The sequence below is a fragment of the Lentzea sp. DG1S-22 genome, from assembly GCF_036321065.1.
Taxonomy (GTDB): Bacteria; Actinomycetota; Actinomycetes; order Mycobacteriales; family Pseudonocardiaceae; genus Lentzea; species Lentzea jiangxiensis.
Genome location: NZ_CP143276.1, coordinates 6,563,149 through 6,577,189 on the forward strand (window position 1 = coordinate 6,563,149; position 14,041 = coordinate 6,577,189).

A 14,041-nucleotide genomic window follows, 5' to 3' on the forward strand; every position below is an offset into this window, starting at 1 on the left:
TGCACGTGCCCCCATCCCGCCGCCGCCCCATCCCCACGCCGCCCGCAGGAGGCCGCCCGAAGGTGGCCGGTCTGAACCGCCGCCCCGCCGCTTCCCCGGCCGAGCCCGCCGAGCCGGCTGAGGCCGTGCCCGCCGCTCCGGGCGCGGTCGAGGAGGCGGAGCTCAAGGCGCCGGCGCCGGTCGAGTGGGAGCCGCCGGCGGTGAAGAAGCCGTCGGGCGAGAAGGCGGCGGACAGGGCCGCTGCTGACGAGCCTGCCACCGCCGAGGCCGTGGACGAGCCCGCCTCGGCTGAGAAGGCCGACGAGCCGCCGGCCGCGAGGACCGGCTGGCTGCTCCCGGTGTCCCTGCTGGTGGTGGCGGTGCTGCTGGGCGGCCTGGGCACGTTCTTCCTGATGAAGTCGCGCGCGGTGGGCTACGACGCGGCCCTGGTCGACTCGGCCACCACCTCGGCCGTGAACGGCCAGGTCCGCGAGGCCGTCGAGAAGTCGTTCTCGTACAACTTCGCCGACGTCGAGGCCACCGAGAAGGCCGCGAAGGAACTGCTCACCGGCAAGGCCCTGTGCCAGTACAACGCCGTCTTCGGCCCGGTGAAGGAAGTCGCGCCGCAGCAGAAGCTCGTCGTGACCGTCCGAGTGGTCTCCTCGGCCGTGTCGTCCCTCAAGGACGGCCGCGCCGCCGTCCTCGTCTTCGCCGACCAGGTCACCACCCGCACGACCGACAACCAGACCGGTGGCGGCACCGCCATGCTCCGCGTGAGCGCCGTGGACGCCGACGGCCGCTGGAAGATCGACAACATGGAGATGTTCGGCGCGACGGCCGAGCAGAACCGCCAGCTCCAGGGCTGCTGACGGATCCGCTCGGGAGCGTGTCGACCGCGGCCCTGCCACGAGCCGACCGCGCAGGGCCGCGCCCACGCCCCCTGGGACCGCCACACCTCACCCTCGGGGTGCCGTGGGCCGTCCTGACCCACCCCGCCCCGGCGCCGCCGGCCGCGAGCCCCGGCACAACCGCGCCCAAGATCGTTTGGCCCGGCCCGGCTCCGGGTACCTGATCTCCACTGGCTAAGATCAACTCCCTGCGAGGTCGCCTCAGGAGCCCCAGAAGCACCGAACCGACGTCCTCCGCCAGCCCCGACACGCGTGATCTCGGTCACACGAATTCTCGTGGCGCTCTGTGAGACCGCTTGAAGCCGTCAACTTCCCACCAAACCGGCCGCACACGTGTTTGTGCAGGTCATTCGGCTGGAGGGAAGAGAACGCCGCTCCATCCAGAGGGTGGATCGGCCCGCAACATCTTGACTGCGCGCTCATGCAGGGTCACTCTGTCGGTGAGCAAGAGGAGGGTCCTTCCAGGTGCCTCTCGACAGTCGCCGTGCGCGTGGCTAGACTGCCCCTTTGCGCTGCCCATTTTCCGCTTGCCCTTCGCCGAGAGCGTGGATTAGTCGGGCATCGCCGCACCCTTGACAGCCGTGCTAGTTCGCTCTAGCCAGCTACCTGTCCCTGGAAGGACGCATCTTGGCGATCTCTCGCGCGACCAAGGCCACTGCTGCGACCAACTCCACGTCGGGGATCCCTGGAGCGCCGAAGCGAGTCTCCTTCGCGAAGATTCACGAACCGCTTTCGACGCCCAACCTGCTCGACCTGCAGATCCAGTCCTTCGAATGGCTCACCGGTGACGAGGCGTGGTTCCAGCGCCGCGTCGACGCCGGTGACGAGACCCCGACGGGCGGCCTCGAAGAGGTCCTCAACGAGATCTCGCCGATCGAGGACTTCTCCGGCTCCATGTCACTGTCCTTCTCCGACCCGCGCTTCGACGAGGTCAAGGCCTCGACCGAGGAGTGCAAGGACAAGGACATGACGTACGCGGCACCTCTGTTCGTCACGGCCGAGTTCACCAACCACACCACTGGCGAGATCAAGAGCCAGACGGTGTTCATGGGTGACTTCCCGATGATGACGAACAAGGGCACGTTCATCATCAACGGCACCGAGCGCGTGGTGGTTTCTCAGCTCGTGCGTTCGCCCGGTGTGTACTACGACACCGCGGTCGACAAGACGACCGACAAGGACGTCTTCAGCGTCAAGATCATCCCGTCCCGGGGTGCTTGGCTGGAGTTCGACGTCGACAAGCGCGACACCGTCGGTGTCCGCATCGACCGGAAGCGTCGCCAGCCGGTGACGGTGCTGTTGAAGGCTCTGGGCTGGAGCACGGAGCAGATCCGCGAGCGGTTCGCGTTCAGCGAGACGTTGCTGACCACGCTCGAGAAGGACCACACCGCGGGTACCGACGAGGCGTTGCTCGACATCTACCGCAAGCTGCGTCCGGGCGAGCCGCCCACGAAGGAGTCCGCGCAGGCCCTGCTGGAGAACCTGTTCTTCAAGGACAAGCGCTACGACCTGGCGAAGGTTGGCCGCTACAAGGTCAACAAGAAGCTGGGCCTGGACACCGACATCAACACCGGTGTGCTGACCGAGGACGACATCGTCACGACGATCGAGTACCTCGTCCGCCTGCACGCCGGTGAGACGATGATGGACGGCGCCAACGGCACCGAGGTCCCCGTCGAGGTCGACGACATCGACCACTTCGGCAACCGCCGTCTGCGCACGGTCGGCGAGCTGATCCAGAACCAGATCCGCGTCGGCCTGTCCCGCATGGAGCGCGTCGTCCGCGAGCGCATGACCACGCAGGACGTCGAGGCCATCACGCCGCAGACCCTGATCAACATCCGTCCCGTCGTGGCGGCGATCAAGGAGTTCTTCGGCACCTCGCAGCTGTCGCAGTTCATGGACCAGACCAACCCGCTCGCGGGTCTGACCCACAAGCGCCGCCTGTCGGCGCTGGGTCCGGGTGGTCTGTCCCGTGAGCGGGCCGGCATGGAGGTCCGCGACGTCCACCCGTCGCACTACGGCCGCATGTGCCCGATCGAGACGCCGGAAGGCCCGAACATCGGCCTGATCGGTTCGCTCTCGTCCTACGCGCGGGTCAACCCGTTCGGCTTCATCGAGACGCCGTACCGCAAGGTCGTCGACGGCCGGGTCACCGACCAGATCGACTACCTGACCGCGGACGAGGAAGACCGCTTCGTCAAGGCGCAGGCGAACTCGCCGACCGACGACGAGGGCAACTTCACCGACGACCGCGTCCTGGTCCGCAAGAAGGGCGGCGAGGTCGAGTTCATCGACCCGACCGACGTCGACTACATGGACGTCTCGCCGCGCCAGATGGTGTCGGCCGCGACGGCCATGATCCCGTTCCTCGAGCACGACGACGCGAACCGCGCCCTGATGGGTGCGAACATGCAGCGCCAGGCCGTGCCGCTGCTCCGCTCCGAGTCGCCGCTCGTCGGCACCGGCATGGAGCTGCGCGCCGCCGTCGACGCCGGTGACGTCGTCGTCGCGAAGAAGACGGGTGTCGTCGAGGAGGTCTCCGCCGACTACATCACCGTCATGGCCGACGACGGTGCGCGCAACACCTACGCGCTGCACAAGTTCCGCCGCTCGAACCAGGGCACCTGCATCAACCAGAAGCCCATCGTGAACGAGGGCGACCGGGTGCAGGAGGGCCAGGTCCTGGCCGACGGGCCGTGCACCGAGAACGGTGAGATGGCGCTCGGCAAGAACCTGCTCGTGGCGATCATGCCGTGGGAAGGCCACAACTACGAGGACGCGATCATCCTGTCGCAGCGCCTCGTGCAGGACGACGTTCTCACCTCGATCCACATCGAGGAGCACGAGATCGACGCCCGCGACACGAAGCTCGGCGCCGAGGAGATCACCCGGGACATCCCGAACGTCTCCGAGGAGGTCCTGGCCGACCTCGACGAGCGCGGCATCATCCGCATCGGTGCCGAGGTGCAGCCGGGCGACATCCTCGTCGGCAAGGTCACGCCCAAGGGCGAGACCGAGCTGACGCCGGAGGAGCGCCTGCTCCGCGCGATCTTCGGTGAGAAGGCGCGCGAGGTGCGCGACACCTCGCTGAAGGTGCCGCACGGCGAGTACGGCAAGGTCATCGGCATCCGCGTCTTCTCGCGTGAGGACGACGACGAGCTGCCTCCGGGCGTCAACGAGCTCGTCCGCGTCTACGTGGCCCAGAAGCGCAAGATCCAGGACGGTGACAAGCTCGCCGGCCGCCACGGCAACAAGGGCGTCATCGGCAAGATCCTCCCCGCGGAGGACATGCCGTTCCTCGAGGACGGCACGCCGGTCGACATCATCCTGAACACCCACGGTGTGCCGCGTCGTATGAACATCGGCCAGGTGCTGGAGACCCACCTCGGGTGGATCGCCAAGCAGGGCTGGAGCGTCAACGGCGACCCGGACTGGGCGAAGAACCTGCCGGAAGAGCTGTACGACGTCGAGCCCGGCACCAAGACCGCGACCCCCGTCTTCGACGGCGCCAAGGAAGAGGAGATCACGGGCCTGCTCGGCTCGACGATCCCGAACCGCGACGGCGAGCGGATGGTCAAGGAGAACGGCAAGGCGCAGCTCTTCGACGGCCGCTCCGGCGAGCCGTACCCGTTCCCCGTGTCGGTCGGCTACATGTACATCCTGAAGCTGCTGCACCTGGTGGACGACAAGATCCACGCGCGTTCGACCGGCCCGTACTCGATGATCACGCAGCAGCCGCTGGGTGGTAAGGCGCAGTTCGGTGGTCAGCGCTTCGGTGAGATGGAGTGCTGGGCGATGCAGGCGTACGGCGCCGCATACACCCTGCAGGAGCTGCTCACCATCAAGTCCGACGACGTGCTCGGCCGCGTGAAGGTCTACGAGGCCATCGTCAAGGGCGAGAACATCCCGGAACCCGGTATCCCGGAGTCCTTCAAGGTGCTGCTCAAGGAGCTGCAGTCGCTCTGCCTCAACGTCGAGGTCCTGTCTTCGGACGGTGCCGCGATCGAGATGCGCGACGGCGACGACGAGGACCTGGAGCGCGCGGCCGCGAACCTCGGCATCAACCTGTCGAGGTCCGAGTCGCCCTCCGTGGACGACGTCGTCAACTAGTCACCTCGCCGGCCAGGGAGCGCAACGCCTCCCGTGTAGCGCTCCCTGGCCCTCCCGACCAGCTCCTTTTGCCACCGATTAAAAAAGGGGAAGAGAGTAGACGTGCTCGACGTCAACTTCTTCGATGAGCTCCGCATCGGTCTCGCGACCGCGGACGACATCCGCCAGTGGTCTTTTGGCGAGGTCAAGAAGCCCGAGACCATCAACTACCGCACGCTCAAGCCCGAGAAGGACGGCTTGTTCTGCGAGAAGATCTTCGGTCCCACCCGGGACTGGGAGTGCTACTGCGGCAAGTACAAGCGCGTGCGCTTCAAGGGCATCATCTGTGAGCGCTGCGGCGTCGAGGTGACCCGCGCGAAGGTGCGTCGTGAGCGCATGGGCCACATCGAGCTCGCCGCTCCGGTCACGCACATCTGGTACTTCAAGGGCGTCCCCAGCCGGTTGGGCTACCTGCTCGACCTGGCCCCCAAGGACCTCGAGAAGATCATCTACTTCGCCGCCTACGTCATCGTGGGCGTGAACGCCGAGCTGCGCCACAACGACCTGCCGACGCTCGAGAGCGAGATGCAGGTCGAGCGCAAGCGCGTCGAGAACCGCCGCGACGCCGACGTGGAGGCCCGCGCCCAGAAGCTCGAGGCCGACCTGGCCGAGCTCGAGGCCGAGGGTGCCAAGTCCGACGTGCGCCGCAAGGTCAAGGAGGGCGGCGAGCGTGAGATGCGCCAGCTCCGCGACCGCGCCCAGCGCGAGCTGGACCGCCTCGACGAGATCTGGTCCACCTTCACCAAGCTCGAGCGCGCCCAGCTGATCGCGGACGAGCTGCTCTACCGCGAGCTGTACGACCGCTACGGCGACTACTTCACCGGTGCCATGGGCGCCGAGGCCATCCAGAAGCTGCTGGGTGACTACGACGTGGACGCCGAGGCCGAGGTCCTGCGCGAGACGATCCGCAGCGGCAAGGGCCAGAAGAAGCTGCGTGCGCTCAAGCGCCTCAAGGTCGTTGCCGCCTTCCAGGCGACCCGCAACAACCCGCAGGGCATGGTCCTGGACTGCGTCCCGGTCATCCCGCCGGACCTGCGCCCGATGGTGCAGCTCGACGGTGGCCGCTTCGCGACGTCCGACCTGAACGACCTGTACCGCCGCGTCATCAACCGCAACAACCGCCTCAAGCGACTGATCGACCTCGGCGCGCCCGAGATCATCGTCAACAACGAGAAGCGGATGCTGCAGGAGGCCGTCGACGCGCTGTTCGACAACGGCCGCCGCGGCCGTCCGGTCACCGGACCGGGCAACCGCCCGCTGAAGTCGCTGTCCGACCTGCTGAAGGGCAAGCAGGGCCGGTTCCGCCAGAACCTGCTCGGCAAGCGCGTCGACTACTCCGGCCGTTCGGTCATCGTGGTCGGCCCGCAGCTCAAGCTGCACCAGTGCGGTCTGCCCAAGCAGATGGCCCTGGAGCTGTTCAAGCCGTTCGTGATGAAGCGGCTCGTGGACCTCAACCACGCGCAGAACATCAAGTCCGCCAAGCGGATGGTCGAGCGTGCGCGCCCGGCCGTGTGGGACGTGCTGGAAGAGGTCATCACCGAGCACCCGGTGCTGCTCAACCGTGCTCCTACGCTGCACCGCCTCGGCATCCAGGCCTTCGAGCCGCAGCTGGTCGAGGGCAAGGCCATCCAGCTGCACCCGCTGGTCTGTGAAGCGTTCAACGCCGACTTCGACGGTGACCAGATGGCGGTCCACCTGCCGCTGTCCGCCGAGGCGCAGGCCGAGGCCCGCGTGCTGATGCTGTCGTCGAACAACATCCTGTCCCCGGCGTCCGGCAAGCCGCTGGCCATGCCGCGTCTGGACATGGTGACGGGTCTGTACCACCTGACCCGTCACAAGCCCGGCGACATCGGCGAGGGCCACTTCTACTCGTCGCCCGCCGAGGCCCTGATGGCGTTCGACCGCAAGGTCCTGGGCCTGCAGGCGATGGTGAAGATCCGCGTCTCCGACAAGAACCCGCCCAAGGGTCAGGAGCCGGAGGGCTGGGAGCCCGGTCAGCCGTGGCTCGCGGAGACCACGCTGGGTCGCGTGCTGTTCAACGAGATCCTGCCGCAGGACTACGCCTTCATCAACGAGGTCATGCCCAAGAAGCGGCAGGCCATCATCATCAACGACCTGGCCGAGCGGTACCCGATGGTCACCGTCGCCCGGACGCTGGACAAGCTGAAGGACGCCGGCTTCCACTGGGCCACCCGCTCCGGTGTCACGGTCGCGATCTCGGACGTCCTCGTGCCCGCGGCGAAGCAGGACATCCTCGAGGAGCACGAGCGCCTCGCGGACGCCGTCGAGAAGCGCTACCAGCGCGGTCAGCTCTCCCACGAGGAGCGCAACTCCGAGCTGGTCAAGGTGTGGACCAAGGCCACCGAGCAGGTCCACGAGATCATGGAAGACAACTTCCCCGAGGACAACTCGATCCGCGTCATCGTGCAGTCCGGCGCCGCCGGCAACATGACGCAGGTCCGTTCGCTCGCGGGTATGCGTGGTCTCGTGACCAACCCGAAGGGTGAGTACATCCCGCGTCCGATCAAGAACTCGTTCCGCGAGGGCTTGTCGGTGCTCGAGTACTTCATCGCGACGCACGGTGCCCGCAAGGGTCTGGCCGACACCGCGCTGCGCACCGCCGACTCGGGTTACCTGACCCGTCGTCTGGTGGACGTCTCGCAGGACGTCATCATCCGCGAGGTCGACTGCGGCACCACGCGTGGCGTGAACATGACCGTCGGCGAGCAGCTGGGCGACAAGGTCGGCCTGCACGAGTTCGCGCAGACGTCGGTCTACGCCCGCACGGTCGCGGACGACATCCACGACGCCCAGGGCAACCTGGTGCTGAACCGCGGTGACGACCTCGGCGACCCGGCTCTGCAGTCGCTGGTCGAGGCCGGCATCCTGCGGGTCAAGGTCCGCTCGGTCCTGACCTGCGAGTCCGCGGTCGGTGTGTGCGCGTCCTGCTACGGCCGCTCGATGGCCACCGGCCAGCTGGTCGACGTCGGCGAGGCCGTCGGCATCGTCGCCGCCCAGTCGATCGGTGAGCCGGGTACGCAGCTGACGATGCGCACCTTCCACCAGGGTGGTGTGGCCGGTGACGACATCACGACCGGTCTGCCGCGTGTCCAGGAGCTCTTCGAGGCCCGCGTCCCGAAGGGCAAGGCGCCGATCGCCGACGTCGACGGCCGCGTCCGCATCGAGGACGGCGACCGCTTCTGGAAGATCACGCTGATCCCGGACGACGGCTCCGAGGAGATCGTGTTCGAGAAGCTGTCCAAGCGTCAGCGTCTCGCCAACACGGCCACCGGCCCGCTGCAGGACGGCGACCACGTGGCCGTCGGCCAGCAGCTGCTGGAAGGTACTCCGGACCCGCACGAGGTCCTGCGCGTCATGGGCCCGCGCGAGGCCCAGCTGCACCTGGTGCAGGAAGTGCAGAAGGTGTACCGCGCCCAGGGTGTGGCGATCCACGACAAGCACATCGAGGTCATCGTCCGGCAGATGCTCCGCCGGGTCACGATCATCGACTCGGGTGCGACGGAGTTCCTCCCGGGCTCGCTGGTCGAGCGCGCGGACTTCGAGTCGGGCAACCGCGCCGTCGTCGCCGAGGGTGGCGAGCCGGCAGCCGGCCGTCCGGTGCTGATGGGTATCACGAAGGCCTCGCTGGCGACGGACTCGTGGCTCTCCGCCGCGTCGTTCCAGGAGACCACGCGTGTGCTGACCGACGCCGCCATCAACGGGCGTTCGGACAAGCTCATCGGTCTGAAGGAGAACGTCATCATCGGTAAGTTGATCCCGGCCGGTACGGGCATCAACCGCTACCGCAACATCCAGGTCCAGCCGACCGAGGAGGCGCGTGCCGCTGCGTACGCGATCCCCTCGTACGACGACGGGTACTACACCCCGGACGTCTTCGGCACGGGCACGGGTGCCGCGGTGCCGCTGGACGACTACGACTTCGGTCGCGACTACCGCTAGTCGGTGGTCTTGGAACGGCCCCCGGAGCCTCGCGCTCCGGGGGCCGTTCCCGTTCCCGGGAGTGGGTGGGCCTGCGCGGCAGGACCAGGCCGTGCCGGGCTACCTGGACTGCTGGGCCAGCGCGGGAGCCGGTGGGAGCGGAGGACGCGCCCCGGGCTTCTTCTTGCGCCGCCCGTACGTCAGGAACCGCAGCAGCACCTCCAGTGGCCCGCGGATGCCGGCCAGGTGCATGCCGAGCGACAGCACGACGGTCGCGAGCCAGGTGAGCAGACCGACGAGCGAGGCTTCCGCGACGCCGATGCGGTAGCCGAGGCCGCCGATCGTGAACACCAGCGTCCACGACACGGACTGCAGGATGTAGTTGGTCAGCGAGCGCTCACCGGTCGCGGCGATCGCCACCATCAGCAGGTTCGGCTTCTTGACACGGGCGGAGATCCAACCCATCAGCGCCGCGTAGCCGAGGCCGCCGGGCAGGACGCTGACGGTGTGCAGGACGACGAGCGGCATCGGCACGCCCGGCAGCACCTGCGCGACGGTCAGGGCGAGCGGCAGGCTGCCGACGATCATGAAGCTGATGCCGCCGATCGCCACGTTCCGCAGGAACCGCACGTGCCGTTCCGGCTCCATGAGCATCTTGTGCCGTGCGGCCCACATGCCCAGCACCACCGGCACCAGCACCGCCGCGGGCCACGCCACCGAGTGCAACGCCCAGGTGGCGATCCCTTCGGGGAACACCCCGTCGACCTTGATGAGGCGGAACGCCGACAGCACGACGTAGGCCAGGTACACGACCATCCAGCCGCCGGCGAGCGCGAGCAGCGACTGGTCGCGCCACACCATCGTGCCGACCAGGATCAGCCCGAGCAGGCCGTAGGTGCCGAGGATGTCCGCCTCGAACAGGAAGTGCGCGTGCAGGCCGCCGAGCACGATCATCCAGAAGCAGCGCTTGACGACGGTCCAGCGCGCCGCGGGCCACGTGGGCTGCCGACCTGCCAGCTGAACCAGCCCGTAGCCGAACAACGCCGCGAACAGCGGCAACGGCTGTCCGTCGACGAAGACCATCTGCACGCCGGCGATCGCGAGGTCGAGCGAGTCGCCGTCCGTCGGGTAGTTGCGGTGGGTGGTCGGATGCCCGCGGATGAACTGGTGCGCGTGTGAGAGCGCGATCAGCATCAACATCAAGCCGCGCGCCAGGTCAGGCGCCAGCGACCGCTTGCTCACCGTGTTCATCCGAGTCCCCAGGGTCAACAGCACCAGCGACGTGCTGACCTGGGAATATACGTGACGGAAGCTTCACGTTTCAGCGGTTTGCGAGGCCGTCCAGGCGAAGTGTGGCGGAGTCGTCGCGGTGGCTGCCGGTGGTGCCGACGTGCTTGGCGCTGATCTCCGGTCCGTTCTTCAGGACGTGGAACAACGCCATTCCGTGACCGCGGCCCAGGTCGTAGTCCTTCTTCAGCCACTCCAGGAACTCGCCCGCCTTGGTCGTGGCGTCGTAGCCCCGCTCGGCGGCCGCGGCCAGCAGTTCGGCGGGGGTCTTGCCCGTCTTCTTCTCCGCGCCGTCGAGGTAGGCCTGGAAGGACATCGTGGTCTCCGTTCGTCTGGTGGGACCGAGACTAGGACAACCAACTCTGTCTTGACAAGAAAATTTGTCGGCGAGATCAGGTGGGGAGTGCGCGGAGGTTGCCGGCCTAGCGGCGGCGGGCGCGGGCCAGTGCGCGGGCGCGGATGACGAGGTCGTCCACCAGGTGCTCGTCGACCAACGGCGGCACGCCGCTCTCGTCGGTGCAGCAGCGGGGCTTGGTGCGCTTCTCCGACAGCCGGGGTCGCACGCCGGCCATCTCGTACAGGGCCTCGTAGAGGTCGACCCCCGGGTCGTCGTCGTGCGGGCCCACCAGGAGCACCCACACGACGTCGGGGGAGGGGAAGGCGACGACCACGCGGTCGGCGCCGCGCAGGTGCTTCACGCACAGGCGCGGCAGGGGCTCCGGGCCCGTGACCCGGTAGCCGAGGGCGGCGCAGCCGGAGTGGGCCAGCTCGTCGAGGAAGCGTTCGTAGGCCAGGCGGGCACGGCCGCGCAGGCCGTTGGCCTGGGCGTGGGCGGTGTGGGTCTCTACTACCTGGATCAAGCTGTGCGGACCACGCGTCCCTTGCCGTTGCGCATCTCGTCGAGGGAGGTGGCGAGGTCGGACCTGTCGAGCAGGGACTGGTCGCTGAGGCGGCGGTGCACCTCGTCGATGAGGCCGCGGGTCTTGCCGGCGCGGCGGAGGTCGGAGACGAGGTGCAGGACCTCGTGCAGGCGCACGGTGTCGAGCAGCATGCGCGGTTCTCGGCTGTGGATGGCCAGCACGCCTTCGCGGGCCCAGGCCTTCACGGTCTTCTCGGTGAGGTCGAGGAGCTCGCCCGCCACCACGGGACGTACCGGTGGGGCCTGGCGGAGGGTCTTGGCCACCACGCCGTCGAGGCGGCGGCGGCGTTCGTCGTCTTCGGAGAGGGACGAGGCTACGGCCTCGATCTCCTCGATCGTGTCGAAGAGGTCGCGGATCTGGGCGGCCTCGGTCGCGACGGACATGGCTGCACCTCCCTTTGACTACCGATTATCCACCTGTTTTTCGGTAGTCGTCAACGGCCCCGGAGCAGGGATCCGGGGCCGTCGCGCAGATCAGGAGGAGAAGAACAGGCCGCCGAGGCCGCGGTGCTTGCGGTGGCCGTAGCCGTAGCCCGCGTGGCCGCCGTGGTGGTGGTGGACCTGCTGCGGTGCGGCACCCCAGGCGGGCTGGGCCGGCGCCGGGTAGGCGGCGGGCGGCGGGGCGACGGGCGGCGGAGCCTGCATCTGGGCCTCGAGGCGCGTGATCGACTCGAGCTCGCCGTAGTCGAGGAAGACCCCGCGGCAGCCGTCGCACTGCTCGATGTGGACGCCCATGCGGTCGAACGTGCGCATGTTCGCATGACACTTGGGACACTGCATCGTGGTGAGCCTCCTGCGGTGGGACCGGACAAAAACGATATTAGCCGCGGTCACTGCTCTCGTACGTCGCGACGATCCGACGACAGGCCTCGACCAGCGGTTCCACTGCCTGCAACCCGGACATGAGCGCCCGCGCCGCCATCTGCACAACGTACGCCTGAGCCGGGATGTTGAGCGCTTCCCACTCGGATGTCGGCAGCGCCACACCTCCCGTTTCACGGTAGGCGTTCAGGAACCGCGCCCACAGGTCGGTGGGCAGGACCCCGGCCGCGAACAACGCCGCAGGCCGGGCCAGGTCCCAGACCGGATCCCCGACCCCCAGGTCGTCCACGTCGATGAGCCGCCAGGCACCCCGGTGCACGAGCTGCCCGAGGTGCCAGTCGCCGTGGATGAGGGCCTTCGCCGACATGCCGAGAGGCGGCAGCACCTCGAACGCCCTCAGCACCACGTCGGCGTGCGGCAACTCCGGCGGCAACGCCTTGATGGCGCGCACGATCCGGTCCGGCGCACCGGCCACGGGACCCTGTGCGGGCAACGCGTGCAACTTCGCCAGCAGTGCCGCGCTTTCCTCCCACGGCGCGGCATCGGGATCCGCCTGGCTCACCGGCGTCCCGTACGGCCACACCGTCACGGGCCGGTCGTCCACGAACTGCAACGGCATCAGCGGCGGCAGCATCAGCTCCGGGTGCGCCGCCGCGATGTCCAGCCGCTGCCGCAGCGCCTCGACGTCGGTGTCCGCGGGCAGCGCCTTGGCCACCACGTCGCCGACGCGCACCACCACGACGTCGCCGCGGTCGCCGCCGAGCACCTCCGGGTCGGCGGGGGAGCCGGTCAGCGAGGCCATCGCCGCGATCAGGTCGTCCACGCGCACAAGTAGATCAGGCCCTGCCGACGCAGATCGTCCTCACCGGCTGCGTGTACGTCTTCGAGTCGTCGCCCGCGCACAGCGCCCGGTCGGACTTCCCGTCCACGACCTTCGTGACCTTGCGCGTCCCCGCACCGCATTTCACTCGTTCGAAGTACTGGTTGACCGCTTTCAGGCAGTCACCCTCCTTCACGTTGAGCACGTAGCAGAGCCTCGTCCTGCCGTTCTTCTTCGACCTGCCCGACGACTCCGTCAGGTAGTCGCCGGTGGGACACATCGTGCGCCGCTCACGGGAGGAGACGCGGTACACGGCCTCCTGCGACGAACAGTCGACCTCGGCCATGTTCACGCTCGTGTCGTTCAGGTCGACCTGCTTCGCGCACTCGCCGACGCCGGCCTGCTCCGCGCAGCCGGCACACCCGGTCGCGGCCAGCACCAGGGCGGCGACCAGCGCCGCGGACTTCACGCCTTCTCCAGGCAGACCGTCATCGCGGGGTCGGGGTAGACGCGGGCCTCGCGGCCGCCGCACAACGCCCGGTCGTGGGCGCGGGCCACCTTGGACACCCTCTGCGCACCGCTGGTGCCGCACGCGACGCGCTCGTGGAAGGCGTCGCCCCGCTTGAAGCAGTCGCCCTCCGCCGCGTTGAGGACGAAGCAGAAGTACTTCCTGCCGCCGCTCTTGCCCGCCGCCCGCTCGGAGCGCGCGAGGTAGTCGCCCTCAGGGCACCCGCGCTTCCGATCGAGGCGCACGAGCCGGTAGGCCGCCTCCCGCGCTGTGCAGTTGGTCTCATCCATGTCGAACCCGCCCTCCGACTCGGCGACCGGCTCGGCGCAGTCACCGACCTCCAGTTCCGACAGCACCTCGGGGATGAAGATGATCGCCGGAACGATCAGCACCAGACCGAAGAACGTGACCACACCACGCATGTACCACTTCTCGAAGCCGCTCGCCTGCGACAAGGTCGTTCCCCCGTAGCGTGTTGATCAAGCGCACCATGTCTGCTGCAGGCGGTGCTGCGGTACCCCCGTTTTGACCCAGGTAGACGTGGGCGGGTATCTTTGCTACTCGTGCCCGACCCATGTCGGGCCGCTCCGCGTGCCCGTGAGGCCGCGGTGTCCTCCACTCGCAGGGGCAGTTGAACTGTTGCCTGCGGACCTGGGGAGAGGGCGACACGCCCGACCTCGGGTGCAGAGAGGGAACAAGAAACACGA

The 14,041-nt window shown here is 68.2% G+C and carries 11 protein-coding genes; 3 read left to right on the forward strand and 8 right to left on the reverse strand.

All coding sequences use genetic code 11. The annotated features are described in order from the left end of the window. Nucleotides 1-62: 62 nt before the first annotated feature. From V1227_RS31010 to V1227_RS31020, 3 genes are all read left to right on the forward strand, one after another. The gene (locus tag V1227_RS31010; RefSeq protein WP_329788856.1) at nt 63-848 is read left to right on the forward strand and encodes a hypothetical protein; all 786 of its coding nucleotides are present in this window, start codon (nt 63-65) and stop codon (nt 846-848) included. Between the two features lie 666 nt (nt 849-1,514). Continuing rightward, nucleotides 1,515-5,000, forward strand: a complete 3,486-nt coding sequence (gene rpoB / locus V1227_RS31015; RefSeq protein WP_236216150.1) for a DNA-directed RNA polymerase subunit beta — start codon at nt 1,515-1,517, stop codon at nt 4,998-5,000. 102 nt (nt 5,001-5,102) lie between these two features. After that, on the forward strand, nt 5,103-8,999 hold the full coding sequence (locus V1227_RS31020; RefSeq protein WP_236216148.1) for a DNA-directed RNA polymerase subunit beta': 3,897 nt from the start codon (nt 5,103-5,105) through the stop codon (nt 8,997-8,999). Between the two features lie 99 nt (nt 9,000-9,098). On the opposite strand, the gene V1227_RS31025 is transcribed toward V1227_RS31020, so the two are convergent. The 8 genes from V1227_RS31025 to V1227_RS31060 form a co-directional block, all read right to left on the reverse strand. Further along, the gene (locus V1227_RS31025; protein ID WP_329788857.1) at nt 9,099-10,229 is read right to left on the reverse strand and encodes a DUF418 domain-containing protein; all 1,131 of its coding nucleotides are present in this window, start codon (nt 10,227-10,229) and stop codon (nt 9,099-9,101) included. Between the two features lie 70 nt (nt 10,230-10,299). Continuing rightward, nucleotides 10,300-10,581, reverse strand: coding sequence for a DUF4287 domain-containing protein (locus V1227_RS31030; protein ID WP_329788858.1), 282 nt, complete (start codon nt 10,579-10,581; stop codon nt 10,300-10,302). A gap of 106 nt (nt 10,582-10,687) precedes the next feature. Beyond that, nucleotides 10,688-11,125, reverse strand: a complete 438-nt coding sequence (locus V1227_RS31035; protein ID WP_236216145.1) for a hypothetical protein — start codon at nt 11,123-11,125, stop codon at nt 10,688-10,690. Continuing rightward, nucleotides 11,122-11,568 (reverse strand): hypothetical protein, encoded by a 447-nt coding sequence (locus V1227_RS31040; RefSeq protein ID WP_329788859.1) that lies wholly within the window; start codon nt 11,566-11,568, stop codon nt 11,122-11,124. The genes V1227_RS31035 and V1227_RS31040 overlap by 4 nt, the downstream gene beginning before the upstream one ends. Before the next feature lie 90 nt (nt 11,569-11,658). Then, nucleotides 11,659-11,964 (reverse strand): TFIIB-type zinc ribbon-containing protein, encoded by a 306-nt coding sequence (locus tag V1227_RS31045; protein WP_090094696.1) that lies wholly within the window; start codon nt 11,962-11,964, stop codon nt 11,659-11,661. A gap of 40 nt (nt 11,965-12,004) precedes the next feature. Further along, the gene (locus V1227_RS31050) at nt 12,005-12,829 is read right to left on the reverse strand and encodes a phosphotransferase family protein (protein WP_329788860.1); all 825 of its coding nucleotides are present in this window, start codon (nt 12,827-12,829) and stop codon (nt 12,005-12,007) included. 13 nt (nt 12,830-12,842) lie between these two features. Then, a complete protein-coding gene (locus V1227_RS31055) occupies nt 12,843-13,295 on the reverse strand; it encodes an LppU/SCO3897 family protein (RefSeq protein ID WP_329788861.1) in 453 nt (150 codons plus the stop codon). Further along, on the reverse strand, nt 13,292-13,756 hold the full coding sequence (locus tag V1227_RS31060) for a hypothetical protein (RefSeq protein WP_329788862.1): 465 nt from the start codon (nt 13,754-13,756) through the stop codon (nt 13,292-13,294). The genes V1227_RS31055 and V1227_RS31060 overlap by 4 nt, the downstream gene beginning before the upstream one ends. Between the last annotated feature and the right edge of the window lie 285 nt (nt 13,757-14,041).